We start from the raw sequence: 20094 nt of genomic DNA on the forward strand, positions 1-20094 counted from the left end.
AACCAGTGCTCTTTGCCTGCTGTAATACCATTGAGAAAGCAGTAAAGCAGAAATGATGGCAGGATGTGGATCGGCATAGAACAGCCTTTTTCTGTGATTGCGTCATATACCGGCACGAAAAGGAACAGTTTTCTACTGAGATGTTCTGGCTGACTTTCAAAAAGAATGAGAACGGTACAGCATGGTAGAATGGAAAGCACGGAGGAAAACTATGGAATTTGTGTTTGCTGGCGGTGCCAGAGAAGTGGGAGGCAGCTGTATCTATGTCAGACTGAAAGAGATGGGGATTCTGATGGATGCAGGCATTCATCAATCAGGCAGTAAGGATCCTCTGCCTGATTTTCAGGCTGTCCAGCAGGCTGGTGATGTGGATGCGATCATCGTTTCCCACGCCCATATGGACCATACGGGTTCTCTGCCGGTGATTTCCAAAGCATATCCCGGTGCAAGGATCTATATGACGCCGATGACCATGGATCTGACAAGAATCCTGCTGGCAGACAGTCTGAAGCTGATGAACCGGGCAGAGGGCAGTGTCCCTTTATACTCACAGGATGATGTGGATGCCATGATGGCAAGGGTGGTGCCGGTTCCTTTTGAAACACCGTACCAGATCAAAGAAGGCATTACATTTACGTTTTATCCGGCCGGTCATATTGCCGGAGCTGCCTGCATTTATCTGCTGACACCGGAAGGCTCGATTTTCTACTCGGGCGATGTGTCTGGCTTTGCGCAGGAGACCATTGAAGGGATCCGGATTCCAAGACTCCGCCCGGATGTCGGCTTGTTTGAATCGACCTATGGCAACCGGCTCCATGCCAACCGTCAGGGCGAGGAGCAGAAGCTCATTGATACGGTCAGCGAGGCAGTCCAGCAGGGAAAGAAAGTGCTGATTCCTTCCTTTGCCCTGGGCAGATCGCAGGAAGTGCTGCTGATTTTAAGCAAGGCCATGGCAAAGAAACAGATTCCGATGGTGCCGGTGTATGTGGATGGCATGGTCAGGGATATGACGATGGCATATCTGCGATACCCAACATATCTGCGGGCTGTGCTGGCCAGAAAGATCATGAAGGGACAGAATCCGTTCTTTCATGATGCGATTCAGCCTGTCAGCAATGCGATGGACCGGAAGGAACTGGTGCATCAGAAAGGACTTGCGATCTTTGTGGCAAGCTCAGGCATGTTAACGGGTGGACCAAGTGTCACTTATGCAAAGGAACTGGTGCCGGATGAAAATGCCGTGATCATCATCACCGGCTATCAGGATGAAGAAGCACCTGGCCGTACGCTGCTGAATATGATGGATGCAGATCAGGAAGAAAAAGATGCGGTGATTGACGGCACCCTTCTGCCAGTGAAGTGCAAAGTTGTCCAGGTCGGTCTGTCTGCCCACTCTGATAAGTCAGAACTGCTGGCACTGATGGAGCGTCTTGGCTGCCATCAGATTGTGCTGGTTCATGGTGATGAAGATGCCATGAGTGTCCTTGGCACAGAGCTTTCTGGCAATCTGGCCAATCATGTCTATCAGCCATCCACCGGCACTTCCCTTTCTTTCTCATTTCATCACCAAAGAAAACAGCTGCCTCAGCAATTATCAAATACCATGCATGGTACAGATATCGCTGATCCACAGCAGCAGAAAGCACTCTATGCCTTCTGGCAGCAGAACTATCCTTACCGCACTTTTACCATGCAGGATCTGTATGCAATGTATACCGGCAGAACCATCCATGCCGATCGGTGTGATGCACAGGAAGAAGAACAGCTGCAGCAGTTTGCCAATATCATTGAAAATTCTGTCTATTTCAGCCGTGATGCCAGAAGGATGTTTCTGTTCAGACGAAACAATGAAGCAGAGATTGCGGAACAGACAAAGAAGAAGGAACCTGCCATGCAGGATGTGCAGGCAGAACTGAGCGAGCTGTTAAAAGAGATTCCTTACCGGAAACTTGGCTTTTACCAGGATGAGAAAATGGTGAAGATCATCTGTGACTATCCCGATGCCTTTGATAAGACCGTACTGCAGAATGTGGATGAGAAGATCTTCCATGATACGGGCTGGCATGTATCGCTGCATGAGGCCATGAACCACCAGGCAGCGGACATTCTGCTGCACAATCTGTTTGCCGGCAATGTGAAGAAGATTTCCTACTATGAAGAAAAGAAGGAATATGTGATCAGCCTGCTGGATGAGAGCAAGGCAGATCCGTCTTTTTCTGAACTGTTTACCAAGACAACCGGGTGGAAGCTGTCCTTTGGAATCCCGAGTGGTTCTGCCGTGTCAGTGCCGGAATCATCTGCAGTACAGGATGAAATGATGATCCTGAGCCATGGGGGAAATCCGCTTGAACAAAACGCTGCCATGACACTGATCCATGCCATGTTTGCAGGGGAGGATGTCAAACCATATAAGCTTGGCATCAAGACAGTATCTGGTGTGCGCTGCTTTGAGGCTGCCTTCCTGTCACCACAGCTTGGTCTGGGAAAAAAAGAACTTCTGCAGAGGTGTGCCGATGATACGGGCTGGAATATGCATATCGCAGCCAGCGTGAACCAGAATGCCATCCAGATTCTGTTGGCACAGTTATGCGCGCAGTATGGCATTTCTCTATCGAAGAATCCTTCGTATCTTGCGGGTGAAAAGACGATGGAGATCCGGACTGTGCAGGAGATTCCGGAAGAAATGAAAGACCGGTTCCACAAAGAAACCGGTCTGTATCTGAGAAAGAAAATCTAACTGTTGTAGTCGCCGCCGGAAATGCCGAAGTATTCTTCAAAGGACAGGTCCGGATCGATGTTATACATGGCGGTGGCTGTATCGACACCGACATAGCGGTAATGCCATGGCTCATAGTCATAGCCGGTATAGTCTGTCTTGCCTTCAGGGTAGCGCATAATGAAGCCGTATTTGTAAGCGTTGTGATACAGCCACTGGCCGGCATCGGTATTGATGAAGCTCTTGTCACAATACGTGCTTTCATCATCTCCGTTGAGATCTGCAGCCAGCCCGGTCTGATGATCGGAATATCCAGGCCGTGAGGAAATGGAATCCGCATAGTCGGTGCCATCATCATCTACATATTTGTTGTACAGTGTTGTCTGCAGGTCATAGGAGCGGTATCCAGAGCCCAGCGTCAATGTGATGCTGTCAGCCTGGGCGGCCGCAAACATATTCTCCATCGCCGTGGCAGCCTCTTCCCGCATCACGGCATTGTTATAAATCTGGGCAACATTGACATAACGCACATCCTCAGGGGCATAGCCCGATGGCAGAGGATGTTTTTTGTTTGCACAGAAGAGAATGCTGCTGGGATCTGTGAGACGGGTATCATTTTCCGGATCTGTGGATGCCGTTGTAAAGACGGCAGTGGGATTGGATGTTGAGGCGGCAGAAGCGGAAGAATCAGCAGTTTCCGATGCCTGCGCACTGGAAACAGCAGAGGCAGACGGGGAAGCAGCACTCTGTTTATGACGCATCGTATCCACAAGAGAAACAATGCTGGCCAGAATCAGAGCCATCACGGCTATTACGACAACCAGGCGCTGATAGCGCAGATGTCTTTTCTTTCTACGATATTTCATGCCCCGACATGATAGCACAGAAATGTTTGTCAATGCAGGCAGACTTAAACTTAGACAATATGTAAAAGCCCTCCATTAACTTGTGTGTCAGCACCTGTGAACACAAATACGTATTCCCCTGCTGTTGCTGACATCGTCAGCTGCTGCAAGGGAATCAGGAAAAAGGTTGGAAATGATACGGAGATCGTTGTTGGATATGAAGCTGGCTGCGCCTGGAAATACAGCACAATATCTGTCAGAGCTCTTCTGGCACCAAAAGTATGGATGCAGAAGCTGAATGTGTTCGTGGTATAATTTCTGGGATGAAAAAGGGACTGTTTATAACATTGGAAGGACCGGATGGCTCTGGCAAGACAACGGTATCCACAAAAGTTGTGGAATCTTTGTCGAAGAAGGGCTATCAGGTCATGTATACAAGAGAGCCGGGCGGCAGTGAGATTGCGGAGAAGATCCGCAGTATCATTCTTGATCCGGCCAATACGGCAATGGATGCCCGCACAGAGGCTCTGCTGTATGCGGCCAGCCGCCGCCAGCATCTTGTCGAGATTGTGCTGCCTGCTTTAGAGAAAGGCATCACGGTGATTTCTGACCGCTTTGTGGATTCCTCTCTGGCATACCAGGGCTGCGGCAGACAGATCGGCATTCAGGAAGTGTATGACATCAATCTGTTTGCAACGGGCGGCAGAATGCCGGACCGCACGTATTTTCTTAACGTGCCTGCTGAGACAGGGCTTGCCCGCATTTCCAGCCGTACCTATCTTGACCGTCTGGATCAGGAGAGTCAGGCATTTCATCAGCGTGTTTATGAAGGCTATCAGAAAGTGATTGCCATGTATTCAGAGCGGATTGAGGTGGTGGATGCCACCCGTGATGCGGATACGGTAGCTCATGATGTGGAGGCCCGCATTCTGGGACTGCTCAATGGTTAAAGAGCTTCTGCAGAAGATGGAGCCGGTTGTGTATGAGGCATTGAACAATGCCTGTACCAGCGGCAGAATCTCGCATGCATGGCTGTTTGCAGGCCCGCCCGGTACGCCGAAAAAGGAAGCAGCGTATCTGCTGGCACAGAGTCTGTTCTGTGAGAAACAGGATGGGCTTGCCTGTGAACAGTGTGAGGAGTGTATCAGGATTGCCAATAACAGCCACATGGACTTTGCTGTGCTGGATGGATCAAAGAAGGCCATCAGTAAGAATGACATTGATGAGCTGCAGAGACGCTTCTCTTTGACAAGTGCAGAAAAGGGCAGTGGAAACCGCTGCTATCTGATTTTGAATGCAGAAAACAGCTCGGCCGCTGCCATGAACAGTATGCTGAAGTTTCTGGAGGAACCCGGCGAAGGTTTAACAGCGATCCTGACAACGGATAACATCGGCAGGCTGCTGCCAACGATCATCAGCCGCTGTACAGTGCTCTCTTTCCGTCTGCCTGGTGCTGATTATTACCGGCAGATTGGCAAAGAACACGGTATGGCAGATGATGATATTTCCCTGCTGTCCCGGCTTGTACGAAGTCCTGAGGAACTGCTGGCAGCACCATCCTCTGCCCCGTGGCAGAATGCCGTGGCCATGTTTCAGCAGTATCTGGGAAAGAACGGTCCGTTTTCAGAACTGCTGGTAGATTATGACATCAGCTATCGTCAGAGCGAGAAGGCAGATGGCGCTGCCATGGTGCAGTACTTCCTTGGTCTGCTGGATCTGTATGCCCATGATGTGATTCTGAGAAATCAGGATGGCCCGAAGTGGTATCGGGAAGCGTTGGCAGATGCCCGTGGCAGCCAGGATGACTATGGCAGGCTGATCATCATCTGCAATCAGCAGAAAGAGCGCTGCAATAAGTTCAATGATGTGAACTTACTGATGGCGCAGACATATGAAAGACTGGAGGATTTTAAACGTGAGTCAGGAACTTAAGGAAACCAGGGAACCTGTGGAAGCGGTGAATTATACGTATACGGTGCCGGTGCGCTTTGAAAATGCCGGCAGGCCGTATTCTTTTGGCACAGAGAATGCTGAGATCCACAAGGGAGAACATGTTGTGGTGGAAACACAGCAGGGCCTGGAGCTTGGTGTTGCCGAGGCAGATGCCGTTGCCGTGGCCAAATACGGCCTGCGGATGCCGACCCGGCCCATCATCCGGGTGGCAACAGGACGCGATCTGCGCATCAATGAAGAAAACAAGCGGGAAAATGACCGCGCTTTTGCCATCTGTAAGCAGGAAATTGCAGATCTCAAGCTGGATATGAACCTGCTCAGCGCGCAGTACACATTGGACCGCTCCAAAGTGCTGTTTGTGTATCTGTCTGATCAGCGGGTAGATTTCCGTGAACTGCTGAAGAAGCTTGGCAGCCGGCTGCACTGCCGGATTGAGCTGCGCCAGATCGGCGAGCGTGACAAGGCCCGCATGGTAGGCGGCATCGGCATGTGCGGCATGGAATGCTGCTGCAGAAGGTTCAAGAGCAGATTCGATGTCATCTCCATCAATATGGTCAAGAACCAGCTGCTGGCACTGAACATCGACAAACTGTCCGGCATGTGCGGCAAGCTGATGTGCTGCCTGAAGTATGAAGACAATGATTACAAGGAAATGACAGCCGGCCTGCCCAAGATGGGATCTCAGGTAGAGTATGATGGCGAGATTTACCGCATCACGAATATGAATGTGATGTCCAATGAAGCCAAGCTGGAAAACCGTGAAAATGCGGTATTTCTGACACTGGATGAACTGCGTGAGAAGGCCATTCCCCGCAAAGGCGTGGTCATGCAGCGCAAAAAGGATGATCCTGGGCATCCAGTGCATAAGAATATCATTCATGTCGGCCAGCATCCTGAACATCGTGAAACGGAACACACTGCGCATAGTGAACCGGTTCGTGAGATGCGTGACAAGAATGCCCACATGGCAAGAGGACATCGCCGTGATGTGAATGCAAATGAGCCGGCAAAGAACAGCCGCACAGAAGTGCGTACATTTGGCCGCCGGAATAAGAATGAGCAGGGCAGCAAGCCGTCTGTGAAACCTGCCGCTAAAACTGCCGATCGGAAACCGGCAAAGAATGTGACGGTACGCACGTTTGGCCGCCGCAAGAAAGAGGAGAACGCGTGAAACGCCAGAAATCATTTGAGCAGGAAGGACCAAAGCTGTATCTGGTACCGACACCGATCGGCAATCTGAATGAGATGACGCCAAGAGCACGGGAGGTGCTATCACAGGCAGATGTGATTGCCTGTGAGGATACACGGACAAGCGGGCAGCTGCTCCACCATTTTGGCATTTCCAGCCGTCTGATTGCCTATCAGAACTTCAATGAGGATACAAGTGCCAGAGGCATCATCAAGCTTCTGCAGGAAGGCAATACCGTTGCCCTGATTTCAGATGCCGGCTATCCATTGATCAATGATCCCGGCCAGAGACTTGTCATGGATGCCGTGGATGCCGGCTTTCCGGTCATTCCGGTATCCGGCTGCTCTGCTTTTCTGGATGCGCTTGTGGCATCGGGATTAAAGGCACAGCCATTCCTGTTTGTCGGCTTTCTGCCGCCTTCCCATACCGACAGAATCAAATCACTGCAGATGTACAAGGACTATCCGATGACATTGATCTTCTATGAAGCACCGCATCGGATTGAAAGAATGTTAACAGATGTTCTTGCTGTATTTGGAAACCGGCAGGCAGTGCTGGCCAGAGAATTAACCAAAGTGCATGAGGAATTTCTGCGCGGCACTCTGGAAGAGCTGCTGGAAGTATGCCCGTCTTTAAAGGGTGAGATGGTTCTGATGGTGGAAGGTGCCAGGCAGGAAGAAGCAGAGCTGAGCAATGATGATATTCTGCAGTGTGTCAATGCACTGGTGGAAAATGGCATCAGCCGTTCGGATGCGGTGAAGCAGACGGCAAAGAAACTTGGCGTGCCTAAGAATCGTGTGTATGAGCTTGTGCATGGCGATCCGCATCAGAAGTGAGCAGGATAGTGAAATTGTGGCTGTTTGATGTAAAATAAGGAAGAATTTAGCGAGCGAAAGGAATCGATTTATGAGTGCTATACTGTCTGATCCGACGCTGGTCAAAGCATTGCTGGTTGTGCTGGTGGGCATGATCATTGTGCTGAGCGTGGCGGTTGTTGTACTTGCCATTAAAAAGAACCAGATCGTTTATGTAGAGAAAGAAGCCCCGGCTGCATCATCGCTGACATCGTCATCTTCACATGCTGTCAGACCGGTGCATGCAGCACCAGCCGCGGCTGCCACAGCGGCTGAGCCGCTTGTGCTGAACAAGGCACAGCCAAAAGATGATCTTGACCTGATGCAGTTCAAGAATCCTCATGCGGATGAAGATGAAGCTATGGAGACAAATGTTGTGCCATCCATGCACAATCAGCCTTCCAGCCGTATTCCGCAGCAGGCAGAAGAATCACAGCCAGTCAATCAGGCCATCACGGGTGTATCTTTGACCATCATGATCGGCCAGTCCAAAACGGAAGTGTCAGTCAGAAGCTTTCCGTGTCTGCTTGGCAGAGAGGCAGATGTCTGCGATGTCATTATCTCAGAGCCGGCCGTATCCCGCCGTCATGCAAAACTGCTGCTGGAACATGGCGAAGTCTTTGTGGAAGATGTATCCGAACATAATGGCACGTTCCTGAATGATATGAAACTGCCGCCGCTTGGCAGGGCAAGACTGCATACAGGCGATTTGATCACCCTTGGCAGAGCCCACATCCGGGTCAATGCATGGCTGTATAACTAACCCGGAAATCCGGGCTTTTTTGGATCATTGGGGAAAGGAGATTAACCATGAAAAAGTGTATCAACTGTCAGGAAGAAATTGCGGATGACGCTGCCTTCTGCCCGTTCTGCGGAACAAAGCAGCCGGATTTAGCTGAAACAAAGACAGAGCCGGAAGAAGTAAAGGCCGAAGAAACAAAGCCTGCTGAAAATACAGAAGAAGAAAAGCCTCTGGCAGATGAAGCGCCAAAGCAGGAAAATGAATCAAAAGAAACAGAGGCGCCTGTAGAAAACAAGCCGGAAACGGCTGAACAGGAAGCCCAGAAGCCTGAAGAGAAGACAGCAGAAACAGAAAATCAGAAGCAGGAAGCTGCTGCTGCAGAAACGCCTGTGGAAAACAAGGCAGAAAGTGCTGAAACAAAACCAGAAGAAAAGACAGAACCGGAACACGCTGCTGTCCCAAAGGCAGAAAAGAAAACAGAGCCTGCTGTAGAGAACGTGAAGATGCAGATGCCGAAGGCGGATATTGACTGGAAGATGTATCTGATGCCGTTCTGGGATGTGATCAGAGATCCGTTTGCGATTGTGAGTCTGCCATGGGTGGATGTTGGCGTGGCCATTCTGCTTTCTCTGATTGTCAATACATGGCTGACCCGTTCCTTTGCGGTCAGTGCGCTGGAGTTTGTGCTGCAGGCAGTTGGAAGAACGGATATCAAGGTCTCGATTGCCATGAACAACATGGGCTATACATTCTCTTCCTTCTTCCAGTGCGGCATGGTCATGACAGTGATTGTCATTGGCTTCCTGTTCCTGGCCCGCTTTATCAGTGAGCGCAAAAGAGCAAATGCATCTGTCATTCTGCAGCAGATCAGTGCATCCTTGTTCTTCATAAGCCTGCTGGCGCTTTTGACGATTATCTTTTCAGCCATCACACCGGTGCTTGGCACCTTCGGCGTGCTGTGCCTGCTTGTCTTTGAAGTCCTCATTCTGCATCAGGATATGCAGAAGACAAACGGCTGGCTGCAGCTGATCATTCTGACACTCTTTTTGATCCTGCAGGTTCTGGCTGTGTACCACATGATGCCTACCAATGCCTGGTTTTAAGTTTCAGGAAGGAAGCGGCATCCCGGTTGTCTGGATTGGCAAAGAACCGCAAGATATACCTGTTTCCAATCCCATCCTGTTTGTGTATGACTTTGACTGGGACAGCTGTCTGTCGCCATGGCCTTCCCCAAAGGTGTTTAAGAAAGGCAATGATTTTGCCGGAAACGCAGATGCCTTTCTGGATGAACTGAAAGTACATCTGCCTCAGAAATCTATTCTGGCCGGCTATTCTCTGGCTGGCTTATTTGCCCTGTACGCTGCCACAAAAGAAAACGGTTTTGCCGGTGTGCTTTGTGCATCTGGATCCTTATGGTATCCCGGCTGGATTGACTGGCTGAAAGCACATCCTGTTCAGGCAGAGGCGGTCTACCTTTCACTGGGTGATACAGAAAAAAACAGCCGCAATCCGGTTCTTGCGTCTGTTGAGGATAAAACATTGGAAACACAGCAGTATCTGTCAATGACACATACGTTTGTGAAGGAACCGGGCAGCCATTTTGCGGATGATACACCGCGCGTTGTACATGGAATTCAATGGCTCAACAGCGTGCTTTAGGGCACGCTGTTTTAATATGCCCTGGTCAGATTCTGCAGCCACTTGTAATGGTAGAAATGAACCATGACCCATGGAATTTTGCCGACTTCATCCAGGCATGTGCATGCATAGACGGCCAGGATGGGCCAGTGAAACACAAAGGCACCGGCTAAGGCGGTTGGAATGGCAATGCACCACATGGTGACAATGAGCGAATGTATATCAAACTTTGTATCACCGCCGCCGTCAAAGATGCCATTGATCATGATGGTGTTAACGCATCTGCCAATCATGTAGAACGATGTGATGACAAGCATGCCAATGAGGTATTGTCTTGCCATGCCGGACAGTTTATAAAACTGCAGGACAGCCGGAATGACAGCCAGAATGAACCCGGTTGTGACAAAGCCGACCAGGAAGCTGATCTTCATGATTCTGATGCCGTAGTCCTTTGCGGTATCCATGTGGTTCTGGCCAAGTTCATTGCCAAGGACAACACCGGCGGCACCGGCAATACCGTTGCACATACAGCAGGCAAGATCTCTGACTACTGCCGCCACACTGTTGGCAGCGGCGGCAGCCTGGCCTAAATGTCCCATGATGGCCGTATAGGATGTGAAGCCAACACCCCACAGCAATGAGGCAAACAGCACAGGCAGGGAAATACGGGCAAAGTCTTTGCTCAGCAGCTTGTTCTTGTGAAACAAAGATTCCCATTGTGGATGGAGATAGCCATCCGTGTAAGAAAGTGAGATGGACCAGATGAGCTCAATGATCCGGGAGATCAAAGTGGCGATGGCTGCACCTCTTGCCCCAAGAACCGGGAAACCAAGCAAACCGAAGATCAGGATCATATTGAGACCAATGTTGATGAAAACAGTGACGGTGGAGATCATGGCAGCCGCATGGGCATGTTCACTGACTTTCATCATCATCTGAAAACTCTGTGATACTGCTACAAGGAAGTAAGACCAGCCGGCGATGCGCAGGTACTGGCAGCCGATTTCTTTCAGAGTTGGATCGTTGGTGAAGAAATCCATGAGAATACCTGGTGAAAAGACACAGGCAATGCCGAAGATCAGGTCAATCAGAACAGACAGCCTGAGCATGATATGAAAGATATCTGTCATCGCATGCAGATCCTGCTTTCCCCAGTACTGGGCTGCCAGGATGGAACCGCCGGCTGTGATGGCGGAGATGAACATGGTCATCACAAACTGGACCTGGGTTGCCAGCGATACGGCTGACATGGAGTTCTGATCGAGCCGTCCAAGCATGATGGCATCGGCGGCTGCCACTGCCGCCAGCATCAGACTCTGCAGGGCCAGGGGAAGGGCCAGAGAGAACAGCTTGTGATTGAAGACGGCATCAGAAAACAACCCTTGTTTCTTCATGCCGTCAATCCTCAATCTCATGGAAGATGGGCTTCATATGGTCAAATGTGCAGAACTGCGTGATGCCGATCTCTTCTTTGACAACCCGGCGGGCATCCTTGAAGTGGTCACCGACATATTTTGTGCTGTGGGCATCAGAGCCAAAGGTGAAGAGAGTGCCGCCAAGGTCTTTATAGAGCTTGAGAATCTTCCGGCAGGGCTGGGTATCCTTGAGGCCATAGTGCCAGGAAGACGTGTTGATCTCAATGCCTTTGCCATCCGCAATAGCCTGTTTCAAAATGGCCGCAATGAGATCCTCTTCTTTTTCAAATGGCCAGGGACCTGCTGGATCATAGCGGGACAGCAGGTCCAGATGCGCCAGAACACTGTAATGCTTGAAGTTCTGCTGCACATGCAGAATCTCCTCATAATAGTCATCATTGTATTCCTTCTGGCTCTTTCCCTTGAAGTAGTCACCATTCCAGAATTCTTTGTTATGTACCTGGTGCATGGAGAGCAGCACAAAGTCCAGATCATTCTGATACTTTGCATACAGGTTTTCATAATCACCAATCGTATGGGTCTGTATGCCAAACTCCAGACCGGCTTTGATGGTGATCTTTCCCGCATACTGTTTTTGCAGGGCATGCAGCTTCTCAAAATAGCGGGGATAATCCACATTGGCAAGCGGATCCTGTTGGTCTGAGGAAGAACTGATGCCATCCCCGCCGCGGTACAGAATACCTCTTGGATCATCCCAGTCACGCTTGATGCCATAGTCCACATGATCGGTAAAGCACATCTCATCCAGGCCAATGGCAATGCCCTGTTCAATCTGATTTTCCATCAATTCTCTGGAATCATCTGAAAACTCACAATGCAAATGATAATCCGCAATCATCGTTCTTCTCCCATCTTCCTGCTTTTCAGGATATCTCTTCCTATTTCGTATAAGCCGGTCCAAAGCAGACTGTCTTTGTCCTGTACATGCACAATCTGAATGTGCGGATCCAATCGGATCCCATACGTTTCTGGATGCAGCTTTTCGTTGGTCAGCTCACTTGTCCAGGCAATCAGATCCGGATCCAGCACGGCTGCCAAAGCACCCATGCTTTCAGCTAACATGCGCGCTGGCTCCTTCTTCGTTCTCTCTTTCTTTTCTTTCTCTGTGCCCCACGGCAGATAACGCATCTCACCGGCCTGATGACTTGTGCCGTTGTACAAACGACCATGGATCACAATACCGCAGCCGATTAATTCCGCAGCTGGCTGGAACACCAGCGCCGCTGTATCTGTATCCGGATATGCATGCACAAGGCCGATGCACATCGCATTGGCATCATTCTCATTCACCCACTGCACACCATTTAATTCCTGGATATCATGCAGGTCTTTATGGGCAAGCAATGGCAGATCACAGACCCCGATCGTGCCATTGATACAGACACCGGGGATACTGATGACAAGCACCTGGACGGCAGGATCACTTGTGCGCAGTGTTCCAAGGGCATGCCTGAAATCCTGCAGGGATCCTTTTTCCGACGGCATGTCCTGATGGAACACAGGGCTGCCATCCAGCTTTCTGCTTTCCGTCAGAAAGCGGAAATTATCACCCTGGCTTACGCATGCCAGCATACCTACATGGCAGTACTCTGGATTCAGGCAATACTGCTTGGCATGGCGGCCGGTGCGTGAGGGCACATCCGATACATACAGAATCTGTCTGGACAAAAGCAGTTCCCTGAGAATGTTTGTCATCCCGCCGGCGGAAATTCCGCACAATGTACAAAGTTCCATCCTTGTATGGCATTTTCCGTCAAAGAAGATCTGGCGTACCGCATCAATATCATCCTGTTTCAGCTTCGTATTCCGATTCATTCGTCAACCTCTGACGAAACGATTATACACGCTTCCTTTTCTCTTGCAACAAAACAAAAGCACTGCTTACACAGTGCTTCAGAATGCGATGAAATCTTCATTATGGAAAGAGTAGCCATAGGTTTCAATGACTCTTTCGGAATACAGGATTTCCAAGGCTCTTCGGTAGGTATCAATCTGTGCCTGATATCTCTTCCTGATTTCAGCATCATTGGCATCGTCTGTCTTGAAATCAATCATGATGACCTTGTCTGGATCTTCTGCCACAAAGTCCATGGCACCTGTGATGGCATGCCTGCTTTCTGTGTCGATCACATAGAATGCATATTCTTTGTGAATATGCATCTGCAAGCACTGCCTGTACAATGCTGTGTTGGCAAAGTGGACAAGCTTCTGTTGATCAGCAGGGGTAAGTCCGTCCTCATGAATGTCTTCCATGGTCCAGACTTTGTCTGGCAGTGATGCAATGGTTTCATGCATAAGAGTGCCATAGGCCTTGCCGGACTCATGGCTGCTGCGGGACAGCGGCGGAATGCTTGTGTATTCTGTTTCACTAGGCCGCAGGGCACCATTGATATCTTCTTGTGCAGGCATGTGCGGCAGCTGGGCAGGATATACTGTTTTCTTCTTTGTCAGCTTTGGTACGGCCGCAAGTGATTCATGATGTACTTCAAAGTACGGTCCTTCCTTCATCGCGGCCAGGATCAGTCCGCTCATGCCCCGCCTTGCGGCAATCACGCCTCTGGTCAGGCTGCGGCTGTAATCACGCTTTGGCTCACTGTCCACAATGAACAGACGCTGCTGGGGCCTGGTCAAAGCAACATACAGCAGACGGATAAACTCCTCCTGGTCTTCCAGGTTGCAGGCATGGGATACAGCCAGTTCCTGGACGGTTGGCCGTTTCAGGCGGGTATGGATATCCATCCAGCCAAGGCCGAGTTTGAGCTCATCATGGATGATGACAGGAGCTTTGTCATCCTGGAAGCGGTTCTGAGAGTCCGACCACAGAAAGACAATCTTGTACTGCAGGCCTTTGGACTGATGAATCGTGCATACTCTGACCACATCATCATCTGTGCCATGCGACAGCGCTTCACTGGATTTCTCATCAGCACCATTGCGCATCATCACCAGGAAGTCATACAGGCTGACAGGCTGCTTTGCATTGATCTTCTGGCACAGAAAGTCAAAGTTTGCCTGGTCTTTATCAGAAAGAAGATCGTAGAAATTGTTTGTCTTTGCAATCTGGTCCATAAGAGCAGGAATGCCATCTTTGTCTGCCGTCTGCCGCAGTCTGGCAAACGCCTCAAACAATTCCGGATGTGCTTCTCTGACACCCTGTACAAGTGTCTTATGGCCAACTTTCATCTTTGCAAGCTCTTCATCTGAGAACTGACAGAACGCACTGGTCAGCACGGTGGTCATACTGATGGCATCATCCGGATTTAACATCCATCCGGCCATAGCCTGAATCAATACGCACAGATCAGACATCCAGAATCCTTCTCTGGCATCGATGTCATAGGGAATGCCGGCATCATCAAAGGCATTGCGTAAGGGAATCTTGCTGGCATGGGAGCGCACCAGCACGGCAAAGTCAGAAAACGGATGACCTTCTTCATGCATGGCGGCAATGTGGCTGGCAATCCAGGCAGCCTTTAACTGCTTGGCATCTTCATTCTCTTCTTCTTCGTCCTCATCCCCTTGTGTCTGTGGGGAAGACACAAAGGTAAAGATGACAGGCACCGGTTCTTCCTTTTGCTCCCTGCGGCCGATGGCAGCCTTGTCATCTTCCGTATATCGATCATGCATGCCTTCCACATTCATCAGACTGCCAAACAGGATATTGTTAAACGTGACGATGCTTTCCATGGAACGGAAGTTGTGGCGCAGGGTAATATGCTTTTCTTCAGGATCTTTCAGGCATGCCCGCATCAAGGCAGGCCGGGCACTGCGGAACCGGTAAATCGACTGCTTGACGTCACCTACCCGGAAGACATTGTCCTTCTTCGCCACGGCATTGATGATCGCATTCTGCAGCGTGCTGGTATCCTGAAACTCATCGACCATGATCTCATCATAGCTGTCCCGGATGCGGGCAGCTGTTTCACCATGGTCAGCCTGCAGAATCGCAAGCACATAGCGCTCCATATCAGAGAAATCCATGCATGTATTGTCTGCTTTCATCCTGGCAAACGTATCTGCTGTATGCTCACATAGATCCAGGAAGTCATTCACGATCGGTACCATGTCATTGGCATCAGATACAAGCGTGGCTTCATCCTGCGCACCTGCAAGCAGGGCTTTGATGCGGGCGGAAAAATCCTTGCGGGCACGGTCATAGGGCAGATTCTTTGTCGAAGGAGATGTCTGCAGTAAAGCAAGTGTTTCCAAAGCGGACAGATACAGGCCCCAGCTGTGCTGCTGCAAAGCATCCAGTACATTGACAATGCCATTGCGCACACCCTGCAGCGTCTTGGGATCAACTTTTTCATCCTCCTGGGCAGCAGTCTTCATCTCATCCAGCAGGTCATTCAGATTGGAGACAGACAGAATCATGCGGTCAAAAAAGGCGGCCAGAATATCCGGATCAAAATCGGACAGTGACTTCACCGGGCTGTATTTGTCACGGCAGTCCTGATAGAAGGCAGATGGATCAAAGGCAGACTGGGCATGGGTATTGACACTGTTTACAGCCTGTTCCAGGGCACTGTAATCTTCACTGCGGGCAGAAAACATCGTGGCCAGCCGGTATGCCTTTTCCATGTCCATACTGCCAAGACACTGACAGAACGCTTCATGCGACATGACCTGACGGGTGCCTTCATCCAGCACATTTGTGCACACTGCCGGATCCAGGCCGATCACAGCCGCATATTTCTGGATGATGGCAAGACACCACGAGTCAATGGTTGTAATCTGAGCGGCAGATAAAGCAATGAGCTGGTCACTGATCCAGTTTCTTTCTTCCGTTGTCTCTGCCTGTGCCAGATGCTGGCTCAATCCTGAGGCCAGACGGGATTTCATCTCCTGCGCTGCAGCTTTGGTAAAGGTCATGGCCAGGATCCTTTCCAGCGGTACATGGTCAACAAGACAGCGTTTCAATAACCGCTCCACCAGCACGCTGGTTTTGCCGGCACCAGCTGAAGCAGACACAATCACACTGATCCCCGTTGTATCACGGGCATCCATCTGTTGTTCATCCAGCATGCTTAATCCTCCTTGATCGGTCTGATCTTTTCATAGCGGCCATGGAAGCGGCAGATGCCGCGGTAATCACAGAATGTGCAGGCACCCTCCTTGGGAGAAAGGGCAATATTGCCTGCTTTGATCTGCTTGTAGAAATACGAATACAGATGTTCCATCAGCTCTTTTGCCTGTTCAAAGTCACGGATCACCGTCAGGGATGTGATGTGCTGGCCATTGTCATCCAGCTCGGTTCCCCGTTTGATAAACGTCCATCCAGACAGCTTTCTGGCATTCAGAAACGATGTCTGCACTTCTTCCGGTGTCTGCTGATTCCAGACAATTTCTCTTTTCTTGCCGCGTCCCTGGATAGCAGATGCAGACATGGTGAGATCCTTTGCCTTCAGGGAATAATAGTAGGCACCAGCCGGTGTCAGACCAGTGATTTCCTGGGCAATCACAAGATAGGTCAGCAGCTGCAGCTGCAGGCCGGCTTCTACCTTTGGCATGGATAACGTATGCTGGGACGACTTGTAGTCAATGATGCGCAGCAGTTCCTCGCCATAGACATCCATGCGGTCAATGGTCCCCCGCAGCAATACATTTGTGCCGATCGGATGATGTTCAAAGTGATACTCGGCCTTCTGCGGCACAAAAGCAGTATGTTTTTCAAAATCCTGCAGAAATGCCAGGGCATCCAGCAGGGAATCTGTCATCCGCCGGCTGGATAAAGCAAGCAGTTGTGTCTCATGAGGATGCGTCCTGGCAAGCAGCCCATAGCAATCCTCAACAAATGCCTGGACTTCTTCTTTCTTCATTTCCGCATACTGTTTGTGATACTTGTTTACCGCCATTTCCATCAAGGCATGCTGCATGGTGCCGATGGTAGCAGCATCCAGCATCGCCGCATCATTTTTGCGTACTTTCAGACCGGATTCAATAAACCAGCTGTAAGGACAGGCAAACCAGCGCTCAATGGTCGAAATGGAACCGGTGGCTTTGCCATGGTCCAGGTAAAGATCCGCTGCCAGAGAAGCGGAAAGCTGATGTTCTTTTGCGGCAAATGGCTGCAGCCGTTCTGGCCGCATGCCTTTTACATGCTTTCCAAACTGTTCCTGCAGTTCATAGGCAACCTGGATTTCTCTGCCTTCATAGTCACTGACACTCCAGGAGTAATGGATGGCTTCACCGCTGCTGGGCACCCATTGCAGACAATCCATCCAGGCATCATGGCGCTGCCGCAGTGTCGGATATGCCTTTACATTTTTGACATAAGCTTCATCAAACAAGCCTGTGCATGGCGCAAAACCGGGCCAGCTGGTGCCGTCGCATCCTGCCACATAGCTGACTTTGCGCTGTGGAACCGGATGTTTCAGATCGGTGACCAGACAGAAGGTGCTGGCGATCGTGTGATGAGACACCGACGCATTCTTGACACCGGCCAGAAGGAACTGCAGATCATCCATAGTTTCGATCTGATCCAGTACATCGATGAGTGTTTTACGCAATGCCATCAGTTCATCAGCTGCATTTTGATCCTGCAGATCGGGGTGATGGCGCAGAATCTCAAAAGCATGCATGCAGAGATCGGCGGGATCCTTGGAAGAAAGCAGGGTATCCAGATACGGCCTGCAGGCATCAAACCAGGCCTGTGCTTTCTGTTCCAGTATCTGCCATGTTCCTGCCTGATTTGCAAAGACCGGATGGCTGGCAAACAGGTCAGATACATGGGCGGGTGGATCGTTGCTGGTGAGCATTTGTGAGAAGTAGTCCATCAGGCTGCCGTCTGCTTTGATCGGGAAGCAGTTGGCTGAGATGGCTTTGGCAAGCGATGTGCCATCATTGTGCAGGGCGGCTTCGACAAGCAGGGCAAAACGGAAGGCCATACGGCTTGGCTCACTGCCTGTCAGGCTGGAAAAGGGAATGCCATAGCGGCCGAATACTTCCTGTACAACAGGCAGCTGGGCTGCCGGACTTGTCAGGATGAGTGTGCATGGCACATTCTCGCTACAGATGCGCTGGGCAATGCATTCAATCTCCTGGCGGGGATTCAGGGCATGGGACAGATCTGCATGAGAGACAGAACGCTCTTCATGCCATTGCGGCAGTACCTGCTTCAACTGCTGCATCAGTCTGTAATCAAAGTCATTCTTTGCAAACCATGGCAGGATGCAGGCATCCGGGTTGGCTTTGATGACAGACAGGTCATTTTCAAGATGGGCGATGGTGCTTTTCTCGCTTAATGGCAAGGTCATCGCAGCTTCTGTCAGCATCTTCAGCTCCCGGTCACGCTGTGATGCCTCTGGCAGTGAAGAGGCAGGAATCTGCAGCAGAATGCAGGTTCTTGCAAAAGTTAAGATTTCCTGGAAGAAGGCTGGATAGTGGAACATCTTTGCAAAGACAGGAAAGTCATCTTTCTTTGGCAGGATGGCTTTCTGCAGCAGTAAGGCAGAACGCACAGGGTCGTCAGGGATGGCATGGAGCAGAGTGGAAAGCGGCTTGATCTGCAGGCCGGCAATGGCATTGTGCTCACTCTGCAGCGCCATTTCATGCAGCAACAGCTCACCGCGGTAAGCTTCGGTAATGATCATCTTTGTCATGTCATGATTATAGCATTTCAATACGCCTTAAGATGGCGCCTGTACGCTGTTGGTAAATGCAAAGGATCTGCAGGACATGATATAATCATGACGAGTCAAACAAGGAGTTTTCGATGAGAAACTATAACAGAAATTATTGGTGGCTGTTTCTTCTGTTCTTTATATTTATAGGTGGTAATTTTATGGAGTCGATCTTACCGCTTGTCATCATGATCATCGCTGTGGCCGCAATTGCCTTTGCGGCAGTCAATTCCAGCAAGAAGGCAGATGACACCGGCAGAAGCAGGCGTTCCTTCCGCTCTTCTTCCGTGCATCTTTCACCAGATCAGCGGGCCAGAATCAATGTGTTTCTGCGCAGATATTTTCAGCAGTGTCCTGCTTTGAAAGTGTCGGACAGCTTCACGCTTCGTCTGCATGGATCCCGCTATCAGTCTCTGACATCACTGGATGTTTACCGGGATGGCTCATATCTGGCTGATTTTGACAGTTTTGCCAGCCGCTATCCGGATACCTGTGAGCAGATGATCGGGACATTGCTGCAGATGGCACGCGGTCAGGAAGCAGTGCGGGATGATGTGGTGGATGTGGAAGCAGCCGAGCATATGGATACACCGGCAGAAGAAAAGAAGGGGCCAGAGGAGCAGCCGGATCAGAATCCGAAGCAGGAAAAGAATGTCCAGTATTTCATTGATGAGATCAATCGGCTGAACCAGGATATTCCAGACAAGGAAATTTCAGATTCTTTGTATGAGACATGTGCACTGCTGAAGCAGATTCAGCAATTGCAGAAGAAGTTTCCGGATTCTGCCTCCAAGCTTGAGAAGCTGTATGCGTACTATCTGCCGATCCTTTTGAAGATATTGAATCAGTATGATACGCTGCAGAGTGTGACCAGTGATCCGAACTTTGCACCAACCAGGCAGAAACTGACCAAGACGATAGCTTTGATCAACCAGGCGATGAAGACCATCATTTCTTCGATGACAGACCAGGATTTTATCAATCTGTCTGCGGATATTTCGACTCTGGAGGCTGTGCTGCAGAAGGATGGCCTGGCAGGTGATACGGGCATGGAAATGCCTTCTGGTGAGAATGAGGACAGCAGGAAAGCGTAAGGAAT

The 20094-nt window shown here is 50.3% G+C and carries 15 protein-coding genes and 1 pseudogene; 10 read left to right on the forward strand and 6 right to left on the reverse strand.

What is annotated here, in order from left to right:
* The first annotated feature begins 211 nt into the window (after nt 1-211).
* On the forward strand, nt 212-2737 hold the full coding sequence (locus DHU66_RS04815; protein WP_167836262.1) for an MBL fold metallo-hydrolase: 2526 nt from the start codon (nt 212-214) through the stop codon (nt 2735-2737).
* A gap of 83 nt (nt 2738-2820) precedes the next feature.
* Here the strand turns inward: DHU66_RS04815 and DHU66_RS04820 are convergent.
* Nucleotides 2821-3582: pseudogene (locus DHU66_RS04820) on the reverse strand (M15 family metallopeptidase); the annotation flags it as partial.
* Between the two features lie 96 nt (nt 3583-3678).
* Between DHU66_RS04820 and DHU66_RS04825 the strand changes: the two are divergent.
* The 8 genes from DHU66_RS04825 (at nt 3679) to DHU66_RS04860 (ending at nt 9958) form a co-directional block, all read left to right on the forward strand.
* The gene (locus DHU66_RS04825) at nt 3679-3876 is read left to right on the forward strand and encodes a hypothetical protein (RefSeq protein WP_108774747.1); all 198 of its coding nucleotides are present in this window, start codon (nt 3679-3681) and stop codon (nt 3874-3876) included.
* Nucleotides 3877-3884: 8 nt separating this feature from the next.
* Complete coding sequence (gene tmk, locus DHU66_RS04830) at nt 3885-4511, forward strand: dTMP kinase (protein WP_108774748.1); 627 nt, start codon at nt 3885-3887, stop codon at nt 4509-4511.
* Entirely contained in the window at nt 4504-5493 is a 990-nt protein-coding gene (locus DHU66_RS04835) for a DNA polymerase III subunit (protein ID WP_167836263.1), read from the forward strand. The genes tmk and DHU66_RS04835 overlap by 8 nt, the downstream gene beginning before the upstream one ends.
* Complete coding sequence (ricT, locus tag DHU66_RS04840) at nt 5477-6685, forward strand: regulatory iron-sulfur-containing complex subunit RicT (RefSeq protein ID WP_245309396.1); 1209 nt, start codon at nt 5477-5479, stop codon at nt 6683-6685. Before DHU66_RS04835 ends, ricT begins: the two co-directional genes overlap by 17 nt.
* Nucleotides 6682-7539, forward strand: a complete 858-nt coding sequence (gene rsmI / locus DHU66_RS04845; RefSeq protein ID WP_108774751.1) for a 16S rRNA (cytidine(1402)-2'-O)-methyltransferase — start codon at nt 6682-6684, stop codon at nt 7537-7539. Before ricT ends, rsmI begins: the two co-directional genes overlap by 4 nt.
* A gap of 70 nt (nt 7540-7609) precedes the next feature.
* Entirely contained in the window at nt 7610-8320 is a 711-nt protein-coding gene (locus DHU66_RS04850) for an FHA domain-containing protein (protein ID WP_108774752.1), read from the forward strand.
* A gap of 47 nt (nt 8321-8367) precedes the next feature.
* Nucleotides 8368-9402: a zinc-ribbon domain-containing protein gene (locus DHU66_RS04855; protein ID WP_108774753.1), complete on the forward strand. Its 1035-nt coding sequence runs from the start codon at nt 8368-8370 to the stop codon at nt 9400-9402.
* Nucleotides 9389-9958, forward strand: coding sequence for an alpha/beta hydrolase (locus tag DHU66_RS04860; protein WP_108774754.1), 570 nt, complete (start codon nt 9389-9391; stop codon nt 9956-9958). The genes DHU66_RS04855 and DHU66_RS04860 overlap by 14 nt, the downstream gene beginning before the upstream one ends.
* Nucleotides 9959-9969: 11 nt before the next feature.
* Here the strand turns inward: DHU66_RS04860 and DHU66_RS04865 are convergent, their stop codons facing one another.
* From DHU66_RS04865 to DHU66_RS04885, 5 genes are all read right to left on the reverse strand, one after another.
* The gene (locus DHU66_RS04865) at nt 9970-11331 is read right to left on the reverse strand and encodes an MATE family efflux transporter (RefSeq protein WP_108774755.1); all 1362 of its coding nucleotides are present in this window, start codon (nt 11329-11331) and stop codon (nt 9970-9972) included.
* A 4-nt stretch (nt 11332-11335) separates the two neighbouring features.
* A complete protein-coding gene (locus DHU66_RS04870) occupies nt 11336-12211 on the reverse strand; it encodes a histidinol-phosphatase HisJ family protein (protein ID WP_108774756.1) in 876 nt (291 codons plus the stop codon).
* On the reverse strand, nt 12208-13188 hold the full coding sequence (locus tag DHU66_RS04875; protein ID WP_108774757.1) for an ROK family protein: 981 nt from the start codon (nt 13186-13188) through the stop codon (nt 12208-12210). Before DHU66_RS04875 ends, DHU66_RS04870 begins: the two co-directional genes overlap by 4 nt.
* 78 nt (nt 13189-13266) lie before the next feature.
* Nucleotides 13267-16398 (reverse strand): UvrD-helicase domain-containing protein, encoded by a 3132-nt coding sequence (locus DHU66_RS04880; RefSeq protein ID WP_108774758.1) that lies wholly within the window; start codon nt 16396-16398, stop codon nt 13267-13269.
* 2 nt (nt 16399-16400) lie between these two features.
* Nucleotides 16401-18974, reverse strand: a complete 2574-nt coding sequence (locus tag DHU66_RS04885) for a PD-(D/E)XK nuclease family protein (protein WP_108774759.1) — start codon at nt 18972-18974, stop codon at nt 16401-16403.
* Nucleotides 18975-19156: 182 nt separating this feature from the next.
* On the opposite strand from DHU66_RS04885, the gene DHU66_RS04890 reads away from it, so the two are divergent.
* A complete protein-coding gene (locus DHU66_RS04890) occupies nt 19157-20089 on the forward strand; it encodes a hypothetical protein (protein WP_108774760.1) in 933 nt (310 codons plus the stop codon).
* Nucleotides 20090-20094 lie beyond the last annotated feature (5 nt).

Origin of the sequence: Lactimicrobium massiliense (assembly GCF_900343155.1) — a bacterium.
Classification (GTDB): Bacteria; Bacillota_I; Bacilli_A; order Erysipelotrichales; family Erysipelotrichaceae; genus Bulleidia; species Bulleidia massiliensis.

What these genes read in the sequence shown, in the direction of transcription:
- DHU66_RS04865 (WP_108774755.1), bottom strand. Translation starts at nt 11,331, where the DNA reads ATGAAGAAACAAGGGTTGTTTTCTGATGCCGTCTTCAATCACAAGCTG.
- DHU66_RS04855 (WP_108774753.1), top strand. Translation starts at nt 8,368, where the DNA reads ATGAAAAAGTGTATCAACTGTCAGGAAGAAATTGCGGATGACGCTGCC.
- DHU66_RS04860 (WP_108774754.1), top strand. Translation starts at nt 9,389, where the DNA reads ATGCCTGGTTTTAAGTTTCAGGAAGGAAGCGGCATCCCGGTTGTCTGG.
- DHU66_RS04870 (WP_108774756.1), bottom strand. Translation starts at nt 12,211, where the DNA reads ATGATTGCGGATTATCATTTGCATTGTGAGTTTTCAGATGATTCCAGA.
- DHU66_RS04880 (WP_108774758.1), bottom strand. Translation starts at nt 16,398, where the DNA reads ATGCTGGATGAACAACAGATGGATGCCCGTGATACAACGGGGATCAGT.
- DHU66_RS04885 (WP_108774759.1), bottom strand. Translation starts at nt 18,974, where the DNA reads ATGACAAAGATGATCATTACCGAAGCTTACCGCGGTGAGCTGTTGCTG.
- DHU66_RS04875 (WP_108774757.1), bottom strand. Translation starts at nt 13,188, where the DNA reads ATGAATCGGAATACGAAGCTGAAACAGGATGATATTGATGCGGTACGC.
- tmk (WP_108774748.1), top strand. Translation starts at nt 3,885, where the DNA reads ATGAAAAAGGGACTGTTTATAACATTGGAAGGACCGGATGGCTCTGGC.
- DHU66_RS04815 (WP_167836262.1), top strand. Translation starts at nt 212, where the DNA reads ATGGAATTTGTGTTTGCTGGCGGTGCCAGAGAAGTGGGAGGCAGCTGT.
- DHU66_RS04850 (WP_108774752.1), top strand. Translation starts at nt 7,610, where the DNA reads ATGAGTGCTATACTGTCTGATCCGACGCTGGTCAAAGCATTGCTGGTT.
- DHU66_RS04890 (WP_108774760.1), top strand. Translation starts at nt 19,157, where the DNA reads ATGGAGTCGATCTTACCGCTTGTCATCATGATCATCGCTGTGGCCGCA.
- DHU66_RS04835 (WP_167836263.1), top strand. Translation starts at nt 4,504, where the DNA reads ATGGTTAAAGAGCTTCTGCAGAAGATGGAGCCGGTTGTGTATGAGGCA.